Genomic DNA, 22,159 nt, shown 5'->3' on the forward strand with positions numbered 1-22,159 from the left:
CTTCCGAAGCCCTGCAATTGCTGTTTGAAGGTCAGCGGCCCTCCTTCATGCAGTCTAACGAAGCTGAATAGTTACGCCAAACTTACAGTATGAAATTGATTTTGATCAGGTGAAGGTGGTTGATAGCGCACACTCAATCATCGGGATGTTACTTCTCCTGAGAGAACATAACGGTAGAAAAGAAGGGTCAATCAAGGCGATCAAATGTTCTGCGCAAGTTGCAAGAATCTTCCATATTCCAGAATTCCGTCACCTGTTTCCTTGTACTGAAAAGGGGTCGTCTTAAATTTTGGAGAGCGTTTAGCTGCATCAAGGCCAAAAGCGACCTATTGCACAGGCTCTTCGGATCCTGGAAGTTGGGGTCGCTTCGTCACTCCTGATGATATCCCACGATTTGCGTTATAGCCGGATCCAGCCCGAAAGAGGGGCCACAGGCCCCAACAATCGACGGGTATCAGCCAGCTTTGGCCACCTCCAACCGCCTGTTTAGCGCCCGAAACGCCAGGAACAAAAACAGCAATCCCCCCACCACTGCCAAAATGCCTCCCAAACCCATGATCCACATGGGGATTTTTTCCTGAAGGGTGACGAGGCCTTGGGCCGCTCCTGCGGTTTTCCTCTGCACCCCATGCCCGCCGGACCAGGCCAGGCCGAAGATGTGCAGAGAGGAACCCACCCCATAGAGGATGAGCTGGCGGGTGGCCCATTTTTCCCCGGGACGTTCAAATCCCAGGCGGGGGAGCAGGTGATAGGTCAAGCCCATGAACGCCAGGGTGATGGAGACGATGGAGCCGTGATAGTGGGCCGGAATGGTGACGTCGACCCCGGAGATCAAAAAGCCGATAAGCCCCCCCACCCCAAACAGAAAGATGGAGAGGAGCAGGGCTGCGCGTTCCGGTTTTTTCTGCTCCTCAGCTGATCCGGTTGTAAACGATGACCACAGGAGCGCCAGCCCCAAGGGGAGGGCGGCCATGCCACCGCCAAACTGCATCTGCCAGGTGAAGGCCTCCCGATGGTCTGGGGAGTCCACATCAAAAGAAGCATGGATGACCGGCCCCAGAAGGGCGGGGAGAGCACCGATAACCAGCAGTATCATGGCCACCCGTGGGGTCAGCCCACGCATCACCGCCCCCGAGGTCCACGCCAGCCACAGCCACGCCACCAGCATCAACTGGCCATGGGTAAACTGCAAAATGTGACCACTGCCCCAAAAGAGCAGCTCAAACCAATATTCATCCCGCTCCAAGCCCGTGGGCATGTTGGCGTGGGTCCACCAGAAGGAGCCCGCCGCCATGAGGGCGATGAGCAGCGCCGTCACCACCCCAAAGCGCAACGCCCCCTCGCCGCTACCGGAGCCGGGATAGGGGCGGCTGTTGACCAGGCCGTGCACCGCCATCACCAGAAAACCGCCACAAAAGAGCCCCAGCCCCAAAAAAAACGCGCCGTTATCCAACACCGGCACATAGTTGTTCATATAAGGGAGATCTTCTCCCAGAAAGGGGGACAAGGTGATGATGATCGCCCCGGCCCAGGCGATCTGAAGGGAGGTTTTACCCACCCTGGCCATCTTTTCCGAAAGCCCCAAAGCGGCAAAAACACCGGCAAAGGAGAGGAACCATACCAGCACCGACAGGTCCACATGGATCACCAGTGCCGTGCGGAAGGAGCCCACCCAGGGAATAAAATCGTGAATCACCGGGGTGCGCGCCAGCACGATTAAAATCACCACCAACCCCGCTCCCACCAGGGAAGCCAGCGCCAGCATCAGCCAGCCCGCCACCAGAGAGCGGCCGGAATCAGTAGGAAGAGTCAGAGAAAAATCGTTTTGGTTCATGGTATTCGCTTAAAAGGGGTGGGGCTTCCAGAATATGCTGTTTGGGCAACTGTCCGATCAGCAAAACAGCTCAAGGGGAAGAATAAACACGGTTTTTGGGGTAAAATGAAGGAAAAATCGGTGGGTGGATTGCGGGCTCGGGGTCATTCTCTTAAACTTCATAGCCATATCCGCAAGAACCCAACCATCTTTTTCAGGCAACCATCGAAACAGGGGAAATATGTTGAACCAGGAGAATCATAGACACATCGCCATCTGGCTTTTCATCAGCTGTGGGCTGGTCTTTGCCATGGTGGTTTTGGGGGGAGTCACCCGCTTGACCGGTTCCGGGCTCTCCATGGTCAACTGGGCGCCCATCATGGGTTGGCTCCCTCCCATGACTCATGAAGCGTGGATGGAAACCTTCGCCGCCTATCAGCTGAGCCCCGAATATCAAAAAATCAACACCGGGATGGATCTGGAAGGGTTCAAGGGAATCTTCTGGTTGGAGTTTCTCCATCGCCTGTTGGGCCGCACCATCGGCTTGGTCTTTTTGCTGCCGTTTCTTTTTTTCTGGCTCACCAAGCGCATCCCGGCAGGCTTGACCCCTCAACTCCTCATCATGTTCGTCCTGGGGGGGCTCCAGGGGGTGCTGGGTTGGTACATGGTCAAAAGCGGCTTGGTCCACGACCCCCACGTCAGCCAATATCGCCTCACAGCCCACCTGGGAGCCGCATTGGTGATCCATGCCTACATGTTTTGGGTCGCTTTGGGGCTCTGGTTTCAGGGGGATGCCGCCAGCGAAGGAGAAGACAACGCCGGTGGTGGAATGCGGGTGGTGGCGATCTTCATGGCCCTGCTCATCTTCATCACAGCTCTATCCGGAGGCTTTGTCGCAGGGCTGGATGCGGGATTGGTCTACAATACCTTTCCTTTGATGGATGGCGACTGGATGCCCGCCGACTATCACGCCCTGGAACCGATGATGCTCAATTTTTTTGAAAATCCCGCAGCCGTACAGTGGGATCATCGCGTGTTGGCCATGTTGACCGCACTGGGGGTGCTGGGGCTTTGGCTTATAGGATGGCTGTTGGAATTTGAGGGGCGGCTGCGTTTGGGGCTCAACCTCATGCTGGCAGTGGTGGGAATTCAGGTCATCCTGGGAATTACGACTCTGATCTTCTATGTCCCCATTCCCCTGGCTTCCGCCCACCAGGCCGGAGCCGTGGTGCTCTTTACCCTGGCCCTCTTCAATGCCCACCAGTGGCCAAAAGGGTTCTAAGCCCCCTGGAACGCCAGCTTGATTCTGTCAGGTGAAATCTAAGGTCAAGATCTAAAGGTCAAGATCAAAGGAAAGAGCAAGAGCAAAATCAAGAGCAAAATCAAAAGAAAGACCGTGGGGGCTCGCCCCCACACCCCCGGGGGGATGTAAATCAAAAGCAAAAAAGAAAATTCAAGATCAAAAGAAAGACCGTGGGGGCTCGCCCCCACACCCCCGGGGGGATGTAAATCAAAAGCAAAAAAGAAAATTCAAGATCAAAAGCAAAAAAGAAAATTCAAGATCAAAAGCAAAAAAGAAAATTCAAGATCAAAAGAAAGACCTTGGGGGGAAGGAATCCCCCCCAATCCCCCCCCGCTTTTTTTTAATAGTTAAAATCAAAACCACCAAAAATTATTGGAACTTAGCCCATCCAGAAAGATCTGAATTTTCAATGATCAAACACTTTTTAAAAATATTCCTCCTGGTCGGAATCCTCGGGATTCCAGGAAACCCCACTATGGCCAATCCCCCGAAAAACCCAACCAACCGCCTCATCCACGAAACCTCCCCATACCTCCTCCAACACGCCCACAACCCAGTAAACTGGTACCCCTGGGGAGAAGAAGCCCTCAAAAAAGCCAAAGAAGAAGGAAAACCAATCCTCGTCTCCATCGGCTACGCCGCCTGCCACTGGTGCCACGTCATGGAACGGGAAAGCTTTGAAGACACCCCCACCGCCAAACTCCTGAACCAACACTACATCGCCATCAAAGTGGACCGGGAAGAACGACCCGACCTGGACGGCCACTTCATGGATATCCTCACCACCATGACCGGCTCCGGAGGTTGGCCCCTCAACCTCATCCTGACGCCAGACCTCAAACCCATCTATGGCGGTACCTACTTCCCCCCGGAATCCCGCCACGGACTGCCCGCTTTCAAAGAAATGCTGGGAGCCATCCATAACGCCTGGATCAACGATCGAGACGACCTGGAAAAACGCATCAGCGGACTTAGCCAATATCTGGAAGAACGCATCGCCAAAACCATCGTGAGAGGAGCGTCAAAATCAGAAGTGGATTTCAGCCAAAAAGCAGCGGAATTCTGGACCGGGCGCTTTGATCCCGAATATGGCGGCTTCGGCGAAGCCACCAAATTTCCCCAACCCTCTATCCTCTCCTTCCTGCTGCGCCAAACCGCTGTCACAGGTGATGCCACTTTTGCTGAAATGTCCCTCATGACCCTGGACCGCATGGCTGCCAGCGGTATGCGGGATCAATTGGCAGGAAGCTTCCACCGCTACGCCGTGGACCGCCGCTGGATGGTGCCCCACTTTGAAATCATGCTCTATGACAACGCCCTGCTGGCCCGGCTCTATCTGGAAGCCTATCGACTCACCGGAGAAACCCGCTATGGCCAGGTGGCGCGGGATATCTTTGACGATTTTTTCCAGCGCTTTCGCTTCGACGACAACACCTTCGCCTCCTCTCTGGATGCCGACAGCGAAGGGGAGGAAGGACTCTATTACACCTGGACCGAAGCAGAAGTGAAAAAGCTTCTCAACAAAAAAGGGAGAGAGGTCGAAGCCGCAGCCAGAGCGGACGATTTTCTGGAACGCTTCGTGGATCCCTTTGAGGGGCTGGTGGATGATCGCAGTGTTTTGCGCTATCGCGGAGAGGATCCCGTTGGATTTCAGAACGCACGGGATCAGGTGGCAGATGATATCCAAATTTTACTCAAAGCCCGGGAAAGCCGCATTCCCCCAGCTCGGGACGATAAAATTCTCACCTCCTGGAACGCCTTGATGGTGAGTGCCCTGGCCCAGGGGGGAGCGGTTTTGGGTGAACCAAAATATCTGGAAGCCGCCCAAAAAGCCCTCGACAGCTTGATGTCCAGCTCCGTCAAAAACGGCCAGCTGCGCCACACGCGCCTGGGGAAAAAAGTCGGGGAGGGGGTTTTTCTGGATGACTATGCCTTCGTGATTCAGGCCCATCTGGATCTCTACGAAGCGGCCTTTGATCTGCAACACCTGGAGACCGCCCGCAAGCTGGCCCACGAAATGCTGGATCGTTTTCAACCCGCCACCGGCACTGCATTGCATCTCACCCCCCTGGACGTCCCTCGGGATATTCCGGTGCGGGTGGAGCTGGAGGATGGAGCCGTGCCCTCCGGCAATGCCGTGGCGCTGATCTCCCTCAAACGTCTGGCCCTGCTCACCCTGGATCCCCGTTTGGAAAAAGAAGGCCACACCATCGCCGAAGGCCTGGGACAATATCTGGAACGCAGTGCCCTGAGCGCCACCGAGCTGCTGGGGGCGTGGCATTTTGGTGAGGATCAAGCCCGGGAGGTGATCGTGACCGGTCCCCCGGCTGATCCTGCCACCCAAGCCCTGCTCCATGAAATTCGCAGCCGCTTTTTGCCAGGCGTGGTCGTGGCCCTGAATGATCCCGGGGTAGCGGTGGATCATGACAAGTGGCCCCTTTTCCCAGGGCGCGCCATGCTGGAGGATAAACCCACCGCTTATGTCTGCCGCAACCGGGTCTGCCGACTGCCGGTGACCGATCCCAAGGATCTGGCAGCGCTTCTCACGGGTGGGGGGGATGGGGCTGATCAACTATCGGATTTGTTGGCCCCCCCAGATTTGTTGGCCCCCTGATCCCCCTCCCGGCCCTTGCCCGAATCCCTGGGGAAATGCCATTCTGTCAGCCGGTTATTATCAAGCCCGCCGGTTTTAGTGTGATATGGGTGGGTGTGGTGGCAAAAGTCTGGCTTTGAGGAGTGCGCCATGGCAGACCCGATCATCGGTTTTTCGGTCAATGAGCCCCAGATCAACAGCTTCCTTCCCAAAATTTTGGCGGAGGGGGAAGAGGTGCTGGGAATTTTTCTCTGCCGCCTGCGGGAGCGGAGTGAGGCGTGGTTTGCCGATTATCTGGTGTTGAGCGAAACACGCTTTATGATCGTCCACTCCCAGGAAAAAGGTTTCTCCTTCAAAAGCCTCCCCTACGACCAGATCACCGGCGTGGAGCCCTTCGAAATCCGCGAGGCCCTCAATACCGGCGCTCTGGAGCTGACCCTCAACAAGAAAAAAACCTTCACGTTAACCCGGATCAAACGCTCCAACCTTGATTTTATCCTGAAAATCATCCAGGGCCGCGTAGCGGGTACCGAATATCTGCTACAGCAGGAAATCATCGAAAAATCGGGAGAGTCCGAGGGTGAGACGGATCGGCATCGGCAAAAATATCGGGTGAAGGATAAAAAGGGTGGCGGTTTTTTGGATCGTTTCAAAAAAAAGAGCCAGTAATCCCACTACCTGATCTTGATTCGATGGTTGGCTATGCTTATGTAATCCCCTGAACACGTCGAGCCTGTTGCAATAGGTCGCTTTCAGGCCTGTTGTGGTGATTGATTGGGACGGTGTTGGCTTGGTTGTGGCCTGCTGGTCCATGCTGCTTGAAATCTGTCTGTCCAACCTTCAAATCCGGTTTGAATGATCGAAACCTTCCATTTTATCCGGCCTGGGTGGCTGTGGGCTCTGATTCCCCTGACGCTGGTGGTTGTCTGGCTGTTTCGGCGTACCCGGGGGGGAGCTGAATGGCAGGCCTTTTGTGATGCCCATCTCCTGCCCCACCTGCTCCACGGTGAAGCGGGGGGGCGCTCCCAAGGGCCGTTGTGGCTGCTGGCCATGGGCTGGCTGGTGGGTGTTTTGGCCTTGGCCGGTCCCGCCTGGGAAAAAGTCCCCGAACCCATCTTTCGTCCCCAAAATCCCCTGATCATTCTTCTGGATCTTTCCACCTCCATGTTGGCTGGTGACATAAAGCCCTCCCGACTGGTGCGAGCCAAACAAAAAGTGCGGGATATTTTGGCTCGGGACCGGGGGGGGCAGACGGGGCTGGTGGTCTTTGCCGGGAATGCCTTTGTGGTCTCCCCACCCACCGATGATGCTGGGGCGATGATCGCGCTTTTGGATCCGCTCCATCCGGGGATTATGCCTGCCCAGGGGAGCCTGCCCCATACCGGTATGAGCAAAGCCCTGGAAATTCTCAAACGCTCCCAACTGGGGCGGGGCAGGGTGCTGGTCATTACCGACGGGGACGCCGCACCCTCCCAATCCCTGGAGGCGGTGGGACAGCTCACCGAAGGGGGACATCGGCTCTCGGTGCTGGGGGTGGGGAGCGCCGAGGGTGGGCCGATTCCGTTGGGGGATGGGCGGGGGTTTCTCAAGGATGGTCGCGGGCAGATGGTGATTGCTCCCCTGGAGGCCGAATCTTTGGCGGCATTGGCTCGATTGGGGGGTGGGGCATACAGCGCCCTGACACCGGATGAGGGAGATCTGGATCGCCTGCTCTCCGGGGGGGAGGTGGTCATGGGCTCCGATGTGGTGGGGATGGATCGCGCCCGGGAGCGGTGGCGGGATGAGGGAATTTGGTTGCTGCTTCTGCTTTTGCCCATGGGGGTGTTGGCGTTTCGTAGAGGTTGGGTCTTTATCGTGGTGGGTGGCGTTGGCCTCGCCCTGACACCTCCGGCGGGGGCCTTCACCTGGGCGGATCTCTGGCAGCGGCCCGATCAACAGGGGGCCGCAGCCCTTGAGGCGGGGGATCCTCAATCGGCAGCCAAGCTCTTTCGTTCTCCCCAGTGGCAGGGGGTGGCCCAATATCGGGGAGAAAATTATGGCCAGGCTGCGGAAACTTTTAGTCAGCTGGCAAGCCCCGACGGCTATTTCAACCAGGGTAACGCCCTGACCCGGGAGGGCCGGGTACCCGAGGCGATGGCCGCCTACGAATCCGCCTTGAAGGAAAATCCCGATCATGAGGATGCCCGCTTCAATCTGGAGCTGCTGAAAAAATATCTCGAAGAGCAGCAGCAACCATCCCAGCAGGGCGGTGAGGGGGAAAAGTCCGACAGCCAGGAGGAGGGTCAAAAGGGGGAGCAGGGGGAGCAGGGAGAGCAAGGGGAGCAGGGGGACTCTTCTGATCAGGAGGGCTCTGAGGGGGATTCCCAGTCAGGTGAGCCGTCGGGGGATGAGCAGGAGGCCAACTCTTCCGGTGGTTCAGAGGAGAAGGATCCCCGGGAGGATGATCCGCGACTGGATCAGGAGCAGGGAAAAACGCCGGAAGCTGAGGAAGAAAGCCCGGAGGAAAAGTCCAGCGCTGCTCAATCCCAAGGTGATCCCGGGGAAGAGGAGCAAGAGGCAAAACCCCAGCAGGCCCAAGCCGAAAAAATGGATCCGGAGGCCGCCGCCCGGGAGCAGGAGATGGAGCAGGCGATGGAGCAGCTGTTACAACGGGTGCCGGATGATCCGGGGGGGTTGTGGCGGAGAAAATTTCGCCGTCGCCATCTGCGCCAGGGGGGATCGGAATATGGAGGAGCACCATGGTAGGTGAGGGCAGGTTGGATCGGCGGGTGGGATCGGGATCAGCAGCAGGATCAGCAGCGGGGGTGTGGATGGGGATGATCAAGCCGTTGGGCTGGATCGGGCTGGTGGCGCTCCTGATCTGGATGCCTGCTCTCTCTTGGGCGGGGGAGATCACCAGCCGGGTGGATCGCACTCTCATTCAAGAGGGGGATCGCTTTACCTTGACCCTGCAAAGTGATGATTCGGATCAGTTGGCCGACCTCGATCAATCCCCCTTACAGCGGGATTTTGAGGTGTTGGGCAGCTCTACCGGCAGCTCCATCCAGATCATCAACGGCTCCATGACCTCCACCGCCTCCCTGACCATCACCCTCCAACCCAAGCGCACCGGCAAGTTCCTCATACCGGCGCTCATTGCCGGAAGTGAAATCACCGATCCCATCGCCATCGAGGTGACTCCCCTGGGAGCCAGTGTGGGGCGTGCCAAAGAGCTTTTCATGGAGATGGTGGTGGATGAGGCAGACCCTTATGTTCAGGGTCAGGTGATTTTGACGGTGCGCCTCTATGCCAGTGTGCAGATTTTGGATGGTTCGATCATTTTGCCCGAGGTGGAAAACTTGCTCGCGGAGTCCCTGGGGGATGATCGTCAGGTCAAGACCCAGGTGGATGGCCGCAGCTATCGATTGCTGGAACGCCGCTATGCCCTTTTCCCCCAGATGAGTGGGCCGCTGACTCTGGACGGGGCGATGTTTGAAGGGGCGGTGGCGGCCAAGGGGCGCTCTCGTTCGCGCTTTTCGGGGCTCTTTGGCGGTGATCCTTTTCAGAGCTTGACCCAGAGAAAACAGGCGGTGCGTCTGAAGAGCAATTCTCTGACGCTCAATGTGCGCCCCCGCCCCCCGGAAGCCCGGGGTCGATGGTGGCTGCCCGCCCGGCAGGTGACCCTTTCTGAAAGTTGGGAGCCGGAGTTGGGGGAGGTGCGGGTAGGGGAGCCTGTCACCCGGGGGATTGTTCTCAATGCCACCGGCCTTGTAGCGACCCAGCTTCCGGAACTGGACGCCCCCAAGCTTGACAACATCAAGATCTATCCCGACCGCTCGGCGGATCGCACTTGGCCGGTGGGGGATTGGATGGTGGGGGAGCGGATCTCCAAATGGGCGGTGGTGCCGGAAACGCCTGGCGAGGTGACCCTGCCAGAAGTGCGGGTGGCTTGGTGGAATACCGAGTTGGATCGACAGGAAGAGGCTGTCCTGCCCTCCCGCACCCTGACTGTTTTGCCGAGTCTGAATGGCGCTGGATCCAAGGCCCAATCCACCCCCTTGCCGAGAACCCATCTACCCCAGCCCTCTCCTGCCGGGGAGGGATTGGATTCGGCTGGGGCGCTGGGGGATGGCACTTCGGAAAATGGGCTGGATGGTTCCGGGTCTGTGGCTTCCCCAGAGGGGCCATCGGGCTGGATCGAGGGGATCTCCCGGGCGGGGTATTGGCCGTGGTTGGCGGGATTTTTTGGTTTCGCCTGGATGGTCACCCTCTATTTGTGGCGTCGGGATCAATCGGGTCAGGCTGGGGCTCAGGCAGACAAACAGTCGGGCCGGCGCATGGCTTTGCAGCGGGCCCGTTCAGCCATCAAGGCGGCGGCTCTCAAGGGGGATGCCCGGCAGGTTCGGGATGATCTGCTTCATTGGGGGCGGGTCGCCTGGCCGGATGATCCCCCCTTGAGCCTGGGGGAGCTGGCCCGGCGTCTTGGCGGGGAGGGGGGGGCGCTTTTCCAGAGCCTGGATCGCACCCTCTATGGCCGGGGAGAGGGGTGGGAGGGGCCGCATTTTTGGGCTGAAACGGCCCCCTTGCTAAAGAAAATCTCTGCCAAGCGTGACAAGGTTCAACCGGGACTGGCACCGCTCCATCCGGAGCATTCGTGACCAGTAGACCCCTTTCTCCAAAGCGTTTGGCCAAGGCTCTTTTAGCCTTCTACGACCGGGAGGGGCGCTCCCTTCCCTGGCGGGAGATGGGGGTGGGAAATCTCTATCCCATCTGGCTTTCCGAGGTGATGTTGCAGCAGACCGGGGTGGAGACGGTCATTCCCTATTTCCACCGTTTTTTGGACCGCTTTCCCGATCTGCAATCCCTGGCCCGAGCCGATACCGAGACGGTGCTCAGCCTCTGGCAGGGGTTGGGCTATTACCAGCGGGGGCGCAATCTTCACCGAGCCGCCCGCCTGGTGGTCGAGGAGATGGGGGGGCGGATTCCCCACACCCGGGAGGGGCTGCTCAAGCTGCCGGGGATCGGCCCCAACACTGCGGCTGCCATCCTGGCCATCGGCCTCAATCAACCGGAGGCCATACTCGACGGCAACGTCAAGCGGGTGGTGGCCCGCATGATTGCCTTGGATCAACCGGTCTCTTCCAAGGAGGGGCTGGCCAGGCTGTGGCAGGCGGCCAGAGCCTGGACCCCGGCCAACCGCCCGGGTGATTATGCCCAGGGGATCATGGATCTGGGGGCGACCCTCTGCACCCCCCGGGATCCCCACTGCCCCCGCTGCCCCTGGCAAGCCGACTGCCTGGGTTATCGCCAGGGAAACCCCCAGGCCTATCCTGTGGCCAACCCCAAGAAAAAAGCCCAACCGAAAAAAATCCAGGTCACTCTGTTGGTTCGGCGGGGGGATGGCTGTTTGCTGTTGGTGGAGCGTCCGGCCAAGGGGCTGCTGGGGGGGATGTGGGAGCCTCCGGGGGGGGAGATGGGAGAGCCGTTGTCGGGCCGGTCATCGGACCCGCGATCTGGCCAGTCATCGGTCTGGTTGCAGCAACAGGCCGAGGTTTTGGTTCAGGGGTTGGGCCTTCAAGTCGATAGGCTGGGGGCGTTGCCTTCGGTACGCCATGTTTTTACCCATTTTCAGCTCACGGTCTATCCTTTCCAGAGCCTCTATCTTGGCGGCACACCCCGTTTCCAGGGGGAGCGCAACCACTGCTGGGCCGACTCCGAAACCCTCACCTGCCTGCCCATCTCTACCCTGCATCGCAAGGTGTTGGCCCATTGGTCGGATGGATCCCCCTAAGTGTGATCTGATTTTTCCTCTCGACCCTGGCTATCGTTGTTGGGTCATCTTTTGTGATTCTCCGCTTGTTGGTGCTGGAGTGGAGGGATGGTAATTGATTCCGGGTTGCAAATTTGTCTCCTGTACTTTATTTATATTACAGAGATTATATATCATAAAGTTTAGTGTGGAATCACCCTGGGGCAGGCGTTGTCCCGTTGTCGATTTTGCCGGAAAAAGGTCACTTGTTCGGGCTCCTGTCAGACTATTGATTGGTTAACCGGCCAGGAGGGTTTGGGAAGAGGGATTGACCGGGATTGTTTTGCCAGGGGGCCTGCGTTTTTTTCAAAAAAAAGGGGAGAGGGATATGCGTATTTTGTCGTTGGATGGTGGGGGTATCCGGGGTGTTTTGGAAGCGCGCTTTTTGGAGCGGCTGGAAGCTGACCTGGGGGGGAAGAGCCTTTACGACTGCTTTGATCTGGTCGCGGGAACCAGTACCGGGGGGTTGATTGCCTTGCATCTTGCCGGCAACAAGGCTTCGGGAGCGAGCTGTGCCCAACTCTACAGCCCGGAAAATGCCCAGACCATCATGGATAAATCGCTGGCTGATCGCCTGCTGCCGTTCGAGACGGAACCCAAATATGATGGCGAGGGCAAAACCGAGGTGCTGGACCGGATTTTTGGAGAAAAGCGCCTTAACGATGTGGAAAAAAAGGTTTTGGTGACGGCTTACGATATTGTTGAGCGTAAGGCGGTTATCTTTAAAAGCTTCGGTGGATCCGATGCCGCCTACAATCCTGAACTGGCGGAGGTGGGGGATGCCACCAGTGCGGCTCCCACCTATTTTCCCACCATCAGAACGGAAAACAACCGTTGGTTGGTGGATGGCGGGGTGGCTGCCAACGATCCGGGAATGTGTGCCTTGGTGGCGGCGATGAATGAAGGGGTTGCTCTGACCGATATTAAAATGCTCTCCATCGGCACCGGCAATCCGACTCGGAAAAAGGAAGATCCCAATAAGCTGGGGAAGGAATCCCAGGGGTGGGGTGGTATCGGTTGGCTCAAAAATGGCCTGATTGATCATCTCTTTGCAGGGAACTCCTCCACCGCCAGCTATCAATGCAGACAGCTTTTGGGTGATGATCGTTATCTCCGTGTGAATGGTGATCTGATCGATGTGAGTGACGATCTGGACGAGGTGTCCAGAAAGAATATCAAGGCTCTTCGCAGGCTGGCTGACAAGTGGTATGAACAGTTTGGTGCGGCTGCCCGGGCACTTTGTGCTTAAGGTTTGATCTTGTTTATCTCCCCGCCCTCAGCTCTTGGGGGCGGGGATTTTTTTCCTTTCCCGACTATCTCCCCTCTCTCCAGCTGATTCTCACCCCACCCCCTTCCGGTTCCGGGTAAGACTCCCCGCGGTATTTCGTTTATATTCCATTCCAGATGGTTTCGGATGTGATGGATCCATCATTTGTCCGCCTCTGGTTCGGTGGATTTGGCGGGGTGGCTCATGGGGTTGGGGTGCCATTGAGTGGGGTAGCGTGGCGAATTTGATAGACGGCCCCTTGGGGGGTGAGGGTGGATTGGTAGAGTTCAATGCGGGTGATTGGCCAGGGGGATTGGGGGAGGGGGAGTGCCTGCCAGCTTTCTTTGGGAATTGGCGCCGGTTTGCGGATTTTCCCCAGGGTGAGGTGGGGGCGATAGCTTTTATGGCTGGCCATTTTTTCAGCAGGAAGTTTCAAGAGTCCATGATGGAGCCTTTCCAGGGCTTGCAGGTCATTCCCTCCCCACCCCAGCCAAAACACCCTGGGATGCCGGAAATCGGGGAAAACCCCCCAACCGGTGGGGCGCAAGGTGATGGGAGGGGTTTGATCGGCCACCTGGTTCATGCCTTCGATCACCTCTTGCAGATATGTTTTATCCAGATGACCCAAAAAATGCAGCGTCAGATGCCACCCCTTGGGATCCAGCCAGCGGCACATGGGCAGCTGTTTTTGCCATGTTTTACCCATGGCCTGAAGCTCCTGGCTTAAAGGCGTGGGGGGGGTGACCCCAATGAAGAGACGCAGCCGGTTGCTTGGATCATCACAGCGTGTTGGGGGGGAGGTGGGGGGATGACTGCTTTTGTTGGCCATGGATTCCCAAACAATTCGGTTGGAAGATGGGGTGTTGTGGTCACTCTATGGTAGAGTAGCGCCATGGTTGATGGGAGGGCAGGTTTGATCCCCCCCGGGGCTTGAGTGAGCTGGTGGTGGATGTTGACGTTCCCGGGAGTGGGCTTGACGATCCTTGGGAATGGGATTTTTGCGATGGGACGGACCCTTAAATGACACAATCGATTCGACAGATGCAGATCGCCTACGCCCCGGATGAAGACCGGCTGTTGCTGAAGGTGAACACTTCTGACCAAAGTGAATTTCGTTTTTGGCTGACCCGGCGTTTTTTGCGGGGCTTGTGGCCCGGTCTACAGCAGGCTCTCATCGCTGAAGAGGCGATCCGCAGCCATAACGACCCGGAAGCCAAGCGGGCGATTCTTGATTTTTTACACCGGGGAGCCATCGACAAGGGGGATTTTCAAACCCCCTACAAGGAAGAAGCCTTGCAGACCCCCCTGGGGGAAAAGCCGATCCTCGTCACCCGAACCCGCATTTCCGAAGGCAAGGATGGCACCAGGGTGGTGGCCTTTTTGCCCAAATCCGGCCCCGGGATTGATATCGGCATGGGTCGGGAACTGCTCCACTCCTTCTACAACCTGTTGATCAAGGTATTGCCGAAAACCGGTTGGGATCTGAAGCTCTCTCCTCCCCGGGAACTCCTGGAGGAGAGGCCTGCCAAATCGGAGCGGCGACTGCATTGATTCAACGACGCTGAACCCTTGGACTTTTATTGGATTTGGAGAGTGTGTTGATGGAAGCCTGGATGGGAAGGAGTGGCGCGATGATGATCCCCAGGATGCGAGCCTTGGCAGGCATTTTCCTGCTGGGGTGGTTGGTGACGATGCCGGCGGGCAAGGCTTGGGCTGGCTGGGATTTTTTGGGGGATAACGATCAGGTGGTGGTGGCCACCATGGGTCGGGTGGAACTCACCCTGGCTGAGCTGCAACGGGTTTTGGACCATGCCCCTGCCCAGGTTAAGGCGCAAGTCGTCGGTGATCCCGAACAGCTGCGGCAGGTGATTGAGGAGGAGTTGCTCAAAAAAGTGCTGTTGAGCCAAGCCAAAGAGGCGGATTGGCAGCGGCGGGACGAGGTGAAATATCTCATGGAGCGGGCGCAAAACCAGGTGCTCATGGATCACTATGTGGCCTCCCAAACCGAGCCAGCCCCGGGTTTTCCCGATGAGGCGCGGATCAAAAACAGCTACAAAAAAAATCTGGAGCGGTTTCGAGTCCCGGCCAAAGTGCACATTGCCCAAATTTATCTGGCGGTCAAACCGGGAGCGGATAAAAAAAACCGGCAAAAGGTCATCCAGGCGGCCCAAAAACTCCTCCGCCAAGCCCAGGCCCAGGGGGCTGACTTTGCCTCTCTGGCCAAAAGCCATTCCCAACACCAGCCGAGCGCCGGGGAGGGGGGGGATATGGGCTGGGTGGCATTTCCCAATCTCCTGCCTGAGATCAAACGTTCCCTGGATGGTATGAAACCGGGAGAGATCAAGGGGCCGGTGGCCAGCTCCCAGGGGGTGCATATTATCAAGCTGTTGGGGGTCCAAAAAGCCACCTATCACCCCTATAAAGAGGTGCGAAGTACCCTGGTCAAGCTGCTCAAACGCCAAAAGACCCGGGAAAACAAACGAAATTATTTAAAGAAAATGAAAAAAAACGATCCGGTAAGCGTTTTTCATGACCGCTTGGATGCTCTAAAATAAGCCCGATATCATCAACACTTTGCCCGAAGTGACTTCGGGTCCGGTGACTCAAACCATCTCCCGATAGAAAGGGTGCTTATAAATGAAGCAGCTGCTTTTTTACAAAAAACCCGTGGCCATCAACAAAAAAACCCACGCCAACACCCTCGTCAAGCCGCCGGGGAGCGATTTTTCCTTTGCGCAAAAAACCAGCTTTGTCGCCCTCGCAGGCCACGAGTTTGCCCACGCTGCCAAGGAGTATGCCATCGTTTTTGCCAAGGCCGGCGGGGGGCAGGGGCAGATCGCACCGGTGGTGCTTTTGGGGCTGCGCTCCAAGGAAAACCTGCTGGTGGATGAGGATGGCAGATGGCGGGGACGCTATATTCCCGGCTTTGTTCGACAATACCCCTTCCTCTTGGGCAGGGGGATCGACTCCACCACCAAAATGGCGGTGTGTGTCGATTCCGACTATAAGGGGTTTGATGCCCAGGAGGGGGAGCGGCTTTTCAACGATGATGGGGAGTATGCCGCCTATCTCAAGCAGTCGGTGGATCAGCTACAGACCGCCCAGGGCCAGTTTACCCGCACCGGCACCTTTGCCGAGAAGCTTAAATCACTGGATCTATTGGTGGAGATAACCGCCCGTTCGGGTTTTACCGGGGATAAGCCCTTTACCATGAAGGGGCTTTATATGGTGGATGAAAAACGCCTGGTGGCTCTCAAGGACAAACAGGCTTTGGAGCTTTTCCGCACAGGTGAAATGGGCTGGATCTACAGCCATCTGATCTCCATTTCCAACATGCGTCGTCTGGTGGATCTCCTGGCGGTGCGGGTGGCTTCTGCTTGATGGTTGCCGAAACGGGGGTTGATTTGGCTGCTCTGGGGGGAGCAACCCAGGGCTGGAAGCATCAGCGGTCAAGCTGAGATCGGGGAGGGAGATGGCAGCCAAAAAAGTGGCCACTGTGACGGCTACCCTGGAGGGTTTCCAGCGGGCCAAGGCGCTTTTTGCGGCTATTGAGGCCGCTTCGGAGCTGGAGCTGTTTTTGATCGCAGCCGGGGAGGTGGTGGCCTCAACCCCTCTGGTCGAAGGTTCCGGTTTACCCATCACCGCTACGGTTATCAACCGCCTGCCGGGGGAGGATGGGGTCAGCCGATCCAAATCCCTGGGGCTTGGGGTGATGGCTTTTGCCGATCTTTGGGCCTCCCTCACCCCGGATCTTCTGCTCCTGACCGGTCATGAACCCGAAATGGTGGCCGCAGCCCAGGCCGCCCTGCCTGCCCGGATTCCCATCGTTCATCTCCACCCGTCGGCACCTCCCCGGGGGCCGATCCGGTGGGCGGCCATGGATAGCCTCAGCAAAATGTCCCACTTGCACCTGATCCAAGGGGAGGGGGCTTGCCAACGCCTGACCCGGATGGGTGAAGCCCCGGAGCGGCTTTTTGATCTGGGCCAGTGGGGTGAGGGTTGGCCCCAAGGGGTGGTCCGCACCCTGATTGAGGCGGATGTTGCAGGCTTGATCCAAAAAACCTTCCACGATCTGAACACTTCTGCCGATTTTCTGAATGCTGAAACCCTCCAAGCGTTGCGTCAAGCCCGCAAAGGTGAAAATCTCACGACCTGGGATTCGGTCGATGGGTTGATCAAGAGCGCTGAATGAAAAGCAGCCGGGTTCATTCCATTTCTGAAGTTTTTTGCTGATTGTGCCGATAGGGAGGCATGGGGATGTGGATGCCCCGCTCCGTACTCCTTTTTGATCGGAATGTCAGCCCATGTCGGAACCGTCTCCCCCGGGGAAGGGGGTCTATCTCATCGCCGAAGCCGGGGTCAACCACAACGGCTGCCTCGATACCGCTCTGGCTCTGGTGGATGCCGCCCAACAAGCCGGGGCGGATGCTGTCAAATTTCAGACATTCAAAGCCGAAAATCTGGTCACCACCACCGCCCCCAAAGCCCGTTATCAAACAGAAACCACCGATCCCGGTGAATCCCAACTGGCGATGCTGAAGGCCCTGGAGCTGGACCATGGGGCGCACCTGAAGCTGGCTACTCACTGTTGGGAGTTGGGGATTGCATTTCTCTCCACCCCTTTTGATGTTTCAAGCCTGGGATTTTTGGTGGATGATCTGAAACTGGAGAGCCTGAAACTCTCCTCCGGGGCCATCACCCATGGGCCATTGTTGCTGGCAGCCGGGCAAAGCGGCAAAAAAATCATCCTCTCCACCGGTATGTCTACTCTGGAAGAGGTGGAAAAAGCCTTGGATCTGCTCGGGGTTGGGATGATTGACCAGGAAATGGCAGGAAAATTGCAAAAAGGTGCTCTTGACGACAGGTGGGGGGAATATTTGTCCGCTATCCGCCACTCCCCGGAAGCGGCAGCGGTGTTGCAGAGGCAGGTGACTCTCCTCCATTGCACCACCGCCTACCCCACCCCACCGGTCGAGGTAAACCTGAGAGCCATGGATACCCTGAGGACCCGTTTTGGGCTTGAAGTGGGCTTTTCCGATCACTCCCAGGGCATCGCCATTCCCATGGCCGCTGTGGCTCGGGGGGCGGTGATGGTGGAAAAACATTTTACCCTGGATTGCAGCCAGCCGGGTCCGGACCACCGGGCCTCTTTGGAGCCAGCGGCTTTCAAGGCCATGGCCCAGGGGATTCGGGAAATTGAGGCGGCTTTGGGAGATGGCGAAAAAATCCCCACCGCCACGGAGATGCAAAACCGTTCGGTGGTGCGTGCCAGTCTGGTGGCGCTTGAGGATATCGCCCAGGGGGAGACCCTGACCCGTCAAAATTTGGGGGTCAAACGCCCTGGAACCGGCCTCTCTCCCATGGAGTATTGGCACCATTTGGGCAAGGCCGCCAAGCAGGATTATCGCAAAAACCAGCCCTTGGCCTGAGTCGGGGATGGTTGTTGGAAATCCCCCCTGGACATTGAGACCCGGGGGGGATGCATGGAAAAAGCCTTTGGAATGATCTGGCGGAAGCCGGATCGGGATTGCCTAATAGATAGAGTCGAGGGGTCTTATGAGCGAGCGTATCAAGGTGGAAAAGCGGGATATCATCTCCCAATACAATCTCCCCCGGGAGGTTCGGTTTTGCAAAAAGTGCACGATCTCCAATCAGCGGCCCCGGATTACCTTCGATGAACACGGGGTGTGCAGCGCCTGTAATTTTGCGGCGTTTAAGCAGAGCCTGGATTGGAAAAAACGGGAGGAGGAGCTGGCCCGGTTGTGTGACCGTCATCGCCGAAGCGATGGCTCCCACGATGTGATTGTGCCGGTCTCCGGGGGCAAGGATGGCGGGTTTGTCGCCCATCAGCTGAAGTTTAAATATGGCATGAACCCCCTCACCGTGACCTGGGCTCCCCACCTGACCACTGAAATCGGTCGTCTCAACCTGGAAGCCTTTATCGATTCCGGGTTCGATAACATCTATGGCCGCCCCAATGGGGAGGTGCATCGCCTGATGACCAAGCTTTCGTTCCAATATTTGGGCGATCCCTTCCAGCCCTTCATCTATGGCCAGGCCAACCTGCCTTTGCAGGAGTCGATCACCCGGGGCATTCCCCTGATCATGTATGGTGAAAACGGCGAGGTGGAGTATGGCGGCGACATGAAAAATGCCTTCCGCCCCACCCGGGAGATCAGCGATCACGACAAGCACTATTTTTCCGGCATTCCCCCGGAAGCGTGGCAAAAGCACGGCATCAGCGCCAAGGATCTCCACTACTATCTGGCTCCCCCGATAGAGAAGATCAAGGCCAATCAGACCGAGATTCACTTTCTCGGCTACTATAAAAACTGGGATCCCCAGGAAAACTTTTACTACTGCACCGAAAACACCAACTTTACCCCCAATCCGGAACGTACCGAGGGGACCTATTCCAAATATGCCAGCCTGGACGACAAGCTGGATGGTTTCCACTACTATCTCGCCTTCATCAAGTTCGGCATTGGTCGTGCTGTCTCTGACACCGCTCACGAAATCCGTGACGGCAAGATCACCCGGGAAGAGGGGGTGGCCCTGGTGCGTAAATATGACGGAGAGTTCCCGGCCCGCTATTTTGAGACCTTCCTGGATTACTGCAACATCAGTGAGGAGGAGTTCCGGGCGGTGATCGATAGCTGGCGTTCGGACCATCTCTGGCAAAAACGGGGAGATAACTGGCGCCTACGCCATGCGGTGTGGCACGCCTCCGAGACCAGTCAGCGGTTTCAGGGGGTGGCGGCTTGATGGTTTGTGGTTGAGGCTGCTTGTTACACAGAAAGAATTCCAAAGAGCCCGTAGCGTTTTCAGCGTTGCGGGCTCTTTGTGTTTTACGGTGAGTGGGTCTGTTATTCAGGGAATGAATCGATTGGCGTCATGGATGAGTGGCTAGGAGTTGGATTTGGTGTGGCTTTTTCCCCATTGGGCGAGGAGTTCACCCAAAGCGGCCTGGCGATCCTGACCTTCCTTCAGGCTGTGCTGGAATTGATCCAACTTTGATTTCATTTCGTCCAGGGCCTGCTGATTTTTTCCTTGCAGGGTTTGGAGCTGCTCGGTATTGCGCTGATCCAAAAATCGCAGCTGACCCATGAGATCCCCCTGGATGCGTTTGGTTTCCCGGGTGATGCGCTTGATGATTTTTTTCTTGAGCTTCTTTTTTTTCATGGGGTCTCGATCCCTTTGGAAACCTGGGGATCCCGGCTTGGTTTGAGGGGTCTATGGGGGGGTGGACGCAGTAGAAAGGTGGGTGGTCCTCTGGTTTTCATGAGGTAGTCGATATTGATATGGCGCACCCCTGGCAGTAACTCTTTTTTTTCCACGGCGCGTTCCACCCAGGTAAGGGGGGCGTGGCCAGTGAGAATGAGATTATTTTCATCCAGCTGCATCCGAACGGTATCGGGGGGGCTCAAGAGTCCTGTGATGCGTTTGAGTTGAATGGCTTCATCCAGAGAGAGATATTCCCGCCACTGCCAATGGATCCTTTCGGGGGGTTGGGTGAGGCCTGCCAGAACCATCCGGGGAGGGCGGGCGAGGGGATCCCGCAATCCACTGACTTGGTAGCCGGTGGGGCTTTTGTGCCAATCGAGAATGGCATAGCCGGGCTCGGTGGAGATGCGATCCAGATTGGTCTGCCACAGGGCTTGGGCGCGCTTTTGTGTGAGATGCTGTTGATAGGAAAACCATCCGCCAATGGCTCCGACGATCAATATCAACAGGATAGCGAGCCAAGGCATTTTTCGCTTTTGGTTTTCCCTGCGATCCTTGCGTTTCAGACACCCTGCCAAGATCGACTGCACCGGGGTCAGGTGGGTGATGTTGCCGTCAAAGGTTTGCAGCGCCTGCCCATAGAGTATGTGAATCGACTTCATGGCGTCGGCCATGAGGGTGGTGAGGTCTTTGGGATAGCGCCCCCTTACTGCGAGGGCGAGGACGGCATGGGGGCCGCTTTGGATCAAGAGTGTCAGATCCCCCATTTTCATCGTTTTGAGCTGATCTCCCTCGGCCAGCTGAAAGGAGTCCCGGACAATCCCCTGAATGGTTGAGAGCATGCCGGAGAGCCCGTCCGGACCCTGGGTGACGGCGCTTTCTGATGCCACATGTCCCACCAGGAGGCTGGTTTCCTTGTGGATCAGGAAAACCTGCTCGACCTGATAGATCAGATTTTGGCGCAATATATATTGGGCGTAGGGTTGTCCGGCGCGCCAGGCTTTGAAGCGCTGGGTGATAAAGCGAAAGGAGAGGCTCTGCTCCAATAGATCGTTGAGGGTGTGGAGCATCTCCGTCATGGCTTGGACGATGGATTTGTGCAGCGCTTGACCGATGATGGGGGAGAAGATGTCGGCGATGAGTGTTGGTTTTTCCCGGACGGTGTGTTGGATGGAATCAGTGATGGTTTCTCCCAGGGCCTTGGGAATCGACTGATCCTTGCCACTGCGCAGGATGATCGCCTCGGAGATGATTTCCGCCACCTTGTGGGCGTGCTGACCGGGATCGTTCCAGCTGTCGGAGAGGTTTTTGATCTGCTTCCGATCCACTCCCATCAACAGCTCGCGCAGCCGATCCAGCTCTGCCGAGGGAGGCGTGCTGTCAGCTTGGGGTTGCTTGTTTGGGGGCGTGGTGCTCATGAAAGGTAGAGGCAATCCTTGGGCTGCTGGGTCGATTGGTCAAAGGCTGTTTGATATCGGGTGAGGCCAACTGTTTCAGGCCTTATGAGGCATCATGGGGAATCACAGGGGATCATCGGCTGCTGGTCCCCCTATTTTTCCCCCCCTTTCAGAATATCCGCACCTCGAACCATCATTTCCGCCATGGCTTCTCGTTCTGCCTGCTGGCGGGTTTGGGCGGTGGTGAGTTCTTTTAGCAGCGCCATCGCTGTTTGGTGTTGTTCGTCGCTGCGGTTGGCCTGGGTGTCGATGGCTTCTCGAATGCTTTTGGAGAGGGCTTTGAAGTTGGACTTCATATCCTGTTCCAGGGCGTCGAGTTTGGCTGTCATATCCTGGTGCAGGGTATCGACGACGGCCCCTATCTCTTGTTGCAGGGCGTTTTGATTGGATTTTAGTGCCTTTTGCAGGGTGTCGTTGTTGCTTTTTATCTCCTGCTGAAGGGTGTTGATTTGGTTGCGGGTTCGTTTTTGGATTTTGACGGCGCTTTGTTCGATCTGTTTGGTGAGATTGTTGTATTGGCGGTTGGTGGTTTCCTTTTGGGGGCCCACCAGAATATCCCGGATTTGATCCAGGCTGGGATCGGTTGGGGCTGGGGTTGGGTCTGGATCAGGGGTGGGGGTGGCGTCAGCGGGTTTGGCGGGGGTGATGTCGGTTTCCTGGGGGTTGCTCATGGGGAGTGGCTCCTGATGGTGTAAGGTTCGGCCTGATGATAGC

The 22,159-nt window shown here is 57.1% G+C and carries 18 protein-coding genes; 13 read left to right on the forward strand and 5 right to left on the reverse strand.

The window, feature by feature from the left end:
* Window positions 1–454: 454 nt before the first annotated feature.
* Window positions 455–1,834 (reverse strand): cbb3-type cytochrome c oxidase subunit I, encoded by a 1,380-nt coding sequence (locus tag HQL52_05040; GenBank protein MBF0368807.1) that lies wholly within the window; start codon window positions 1,832–1,834, stop codon window positions 455–457.
* Between the two features lie 220 nt (window positions 1,835–2,054).
* Between HQL52_05040 and HQL52_05045 the strand changes: the two genes are divergently transcribed.
* From HQL52_05045 to HQL52_05075, 7 genes are all read left to right on the forward strand, one after another.
* Window positions 2,055–3,095 (forward strand): COX15/CtaA family protein, encoded by a 1,041-nt coding sequence (locus HQL52_05045; GenBank protein MBF0368808.1) that lies wholly within the window; start codon window positions 2,055–2,057, stop codon window positions 3,093–3,095.
* Between the two features lie 496 nt (window positions 3,096–3,591).
* Complete coding sequence (locus tag HQL52_05050) at window positions 3,592–5,730, forward strand: thioredoxin domain-containing protein (protein MBF0368809.1); 2,139 nt, start codon at window positions 3,592–3,594, stop codon at window positions 5,728–5,730.
* Window positions 5,731–5,859: 129 nt separating this feature from the next.
* Window positions 5,860–6,378 carry a PH domain-containing protein gene (locus tag HQL52_05055; GenBank protein MBF0368810.1) on the forward strand — a complete coding sequence of 173 codons (519 nt, stop codon included), beginning with the start codon at window positions 5,860–5,862 and terminating at the stop codon, window positions 6,376–6,378.
* 186 nt (window positions 6,379–6,564) lie between these two features.
* Entirely contained in the window at window positions 6,565–8,454 is a 1,890-nt protein-coding gene (locus HQL52_05060) for a VWA domain-containing protein (protein MBF0368811.1), read from the forward strand.
* Window positions 8,448–10,346: a protein BatD gene (locus HQL52_05065; protein ID MBF0368812.1), complete on the forward strand. Its 1,899-nt coding sequence runs from the start codon at window positions 8,448–8,450 to the stop codon at window positions 10,344–10,346. The genes HQL52_05060 and HQL52_05065 overlap by 7 nt, the downstream gene beginning before the upstream one ends.
* Entirely contained in the window at window positions 10,343–11,479 is a 1,137-nt protein-coding gene (mutY, locus tag HQL52_05070) for an A/G-specific adenine glycosylase (protein MBF0368813.1), read from the forward strand. Before HQL52_05065 ends, mutY begins: the two co-directional genes overlap by 4 nt.
* Before the next feature lie 346 nt (window positions 11,480–11,825).
* Window positions 11,826–12,746 carry a patatin-like phospholipase family protein gene (locus HQL52_05075; protein MBF0368814.1) on the forward strand — a complete coding sequence of 307 codons (921 nt, stop codon included), beginning with the start codon at window positions 11,826–11,828 and terminating at the stop codon, window positions 12,744–12,746.
* Window positions 12,747–12,966: 220 nt separating this feature from the next.
* On the opposite strand, the gene thpR is transcribed toward HQL52_05075, so the two are convergent.
* A complete protein-coding gene (gene thpR / locus HQL52_05080) occupies window positions 12,967–13,593 on the reverse strand; it encodes an RNA 2',3'-cyclic phosphodiesterase (GenBank protein MBF0368815.1) in 627 nt (208 codons plus the stop codon).
* Between the two features lie 191 nt (window positions 13,594–13,784).
* Between thpR and HQL52_05085 the strand changes: the two genes are divergently transcribed.
* The 6 genes from HQL52_05085 (at window position 13,785) to HQL52_05110 (ending at window position 19,529) form a co-directional block, all read left to right on the forward strand.
* Entirely contained in the window at window positions 13,785–14,315 is a 531-nt protein-coding gene (locus tag HQL52_05085) for a hypothetical protein (protein ID MBF0368816.1), read from the forward strand.
* Between the two features lie 80 nt (window positions 14,316–14,395).
* Window positions 14,396–15,319, forward strand: a complete 924-nt coding sequence (locus HQL52_05090; protein ID MBF0368817.1) for a peptidylprolyl isomerase — start codon at window positions 14,396–14,398, stop codon at window positions 15,317–15,319.
* An 82-nt stretch (window positions 15,320–15,401) separates the two neighbouring features.
* Window positions 15,402–16,145 (forward strand): SapC family protein, encoded by a 744-nt coding sequence (locus HQL52_05095; protein ID MBF0368818.1) that lies wholly within the window; start codon window positions 15,402–15,404, stop codon window positions 16,143–16,145.
* Between the two features lie 91 nt (window positions 16,146–16,236).
* A complete protein-coding gene (locus HQL52_05100) occupies window positions 16,237–16,956 on the forward strand; it encodes a UDP-N-acetylglucosamine 2-epimerase (GenBank protein MBF0368819.1) in 720 nt (239 codons plus the stop codon).
* Between the two features lie 112 nt (window positions 16,957–17,068).
* Window positions 17,069–18,193 carry an N-acetylneuraminate synthase gene (gene neuB, locus HQL52_05105; protein ID MBF0368820.1) on the forward strand — a complete coding sequence of 375 codons (1,125 nt, stop codon included), beginning with the start codon at window positions 17,069–17,071 and terminating at the stop codon, window positions 18,191–18,193.
* A 145-nt stretch (window positions 18,194–18,338) separates the two neighbouring features.
* A complete protein-coding gene (locus HQL52_05110; GenBank protein ID MBF0368821.1) occupies window positions 18,339–19,529 on the forward strand; it encodes an N-acetyl sugar amidotransferase in 1,191 nt (396 codons plus the stop codon).
* Window positions 19,530–19,670: 141 nt separating this feature from the next.
* Here the strand turns inward: HQL52_05110 and HQL52_05115 are convergent, their stop codons facing one another.
* The 3 genes from HQL52_05115 to HQL52_05125 form a co-directional block, all read right to left on the reverse strand.
* Window positions 19,671–19,946: a hypothetical protein gene (locus tag HQL52_05115; GenBank protein MBF0368822.1), complete on the reverse strand. Its 276-nt coding sequence runs from the start codon at window positions 19,944–19,946 to the stop codon at window positions 19,671–19,673.
* Window positions 19,943–21,406, reverse strand: coding sequence for a hypothetical protein (locus HQL52_05120; protein ID MBF0368823.1), 1,464 nt, complete (start codon window positions 21,404–21,406; stop codon window positions 19,943–19,945). Before HQL52_05120 ends, HQL52_05115 begins: the two co-directional genes overlap by 4 nt.
* A 131-nt stretch (window positions 21,407–21,537) precedes the next feature.
* Window positions 21,538–22,116 (reverse strand): hypothetical protein, encoded by a 579-nt coding sequence (locus HQL52_05125; protein MBF0368824.1) that lies wholly within the window; start codon window positions 22,114–22,116, stop codon window positions 21,538–21,540.
* Between the last annotated feature and the right edge of the window lie 43 nt (window positions 22,117–22,159).

This window comes from Magnetococcales bacterium (assembly GCA_015232395.1).
In the GTDB taxonomy this organism is placed as follows: Bacteria; Pseudomonadota; Magnetococcia; order Magnetococcales; family JADFZT01; genus JADFZT01.

What these genes read in the sequence shown, in the direction of transcription:
- HQL52_05045 (MBF0368808.1), top strand. Translation starts at nt 2,055, where the DNA reads ATGTTGAACCAGGAGAATCATAGACACATCGCCATCTGGCTTTTCATC.
- HQL52_05055 (MBF0368810.1), top strand. Translation starts at nt 5,860, where the DNA reads ATGGCAGACCCGATCATCGGTTTTTCGGTCAATGAGCCCCAGATCAAC.
- HQL52_05060 (MBF0368811.1), top strand. Translation starts at nt 6,565, where the DNA reads ATGATCGAAACCTTCCATTTTATCCGGCCTGGGTGGCTGTGGGCTCTG.
- HQL52_05125 (MBF0368824.1), bottom strand. Translation starts at nt 22,116, where the DNA reads ATGAGCAACCCCCAGGAAACCGACATCACCCCCGCCAAACCCGCTGAC.
- neuB (MBF0368820.1), top strand. Translation starts at nt 17,069, where the DNA reads ATGTCGGAACCGTCTCCCCCGGGGAAGGGGGTCTATCTCATCGCCGAA.
- thpR (MBF0368815.1), bottom strand. Translation starts at nt 13,593, where the DNA reads ATGGCCAACAAAAGCAGTCATCCCCCCACCTCCCCCCCAACACGCTGT.
- HQL52_05075 (MBF0368814.1), top strand. Translation starts at nt 11,826, where the DNA reads ATGCGTATTTTGTCGTTGGATGGTGGGGGTATCCGGGGTGTTTTGGAA.
- HQL52_05090 (MBF0368817.1), top strand. Translation starts at nt 14,396, where the DNA reads ATGATGATCCCCAGGATGCGAGCCTTGGCAGGCATTTTCCTGCTGGGG.
- HQL52_05050 (MBF0368809.1), top strand. Translation starts at nt 3,592, where the DNA reads ATGGCCAATCCCCCGAAAAACCCAACCAACCGCCTCATCCACGAAACC.
- HQL52_05085 (MBF0368816.1), top strand. Translation starts at nt 13,785, where the DNA reads ATGACACAATCGATTCGACAGATGCAGATCGCCTACGCCCCGGATGAA.
- HQL52_05040 (MBF0368807.1), bottom strand. Translation starts at nt 1,834, where the DNA reads ATGAACCAAAACGATTTTTCTCTGACTCTTCCTACTGATTCCGGCCGC.
- HQL52_05095 (MBF0368818.1), top strand. Translation starts at nt 15,402, where the DNA reads ATGAAGCAGCTGCTTTTTTACAAAAAACCCGTGGCCATCAACAAAAAA.
- HQL52_05120 (MBF0368823.1), bottom strand. Translation starts at nt 21,406, where the DNA reads ATGAGCACCACGCCCCCAAACAAGCAACCCCAAGCTGACAGCACGCCT.
- HQL52_05100 (MBF0368819.1), top strand. Translation starts at nt 16,237, where the DNA reads ATGGCAGCCAAAAAAGTGGCCACTGTGACGGCTACCCTGGAGGGTTTC.
- HQL52_05065 (MBF0368812.1), top strand. Translation starts at nt 8,448, where the DNA reads ATGGTAGGTGAGGGCAGGTTGGATCGGCGGGTGGGATCGGGATCAGCA.
- HQL52_05115 (MBF0368822.1), bottom strand. Translation starts at nt 19,946, where the DNA reads ATGAAAAAAAAGAAGCTCAAGAAAAAAATCATCAAGCGCATCACCCGG.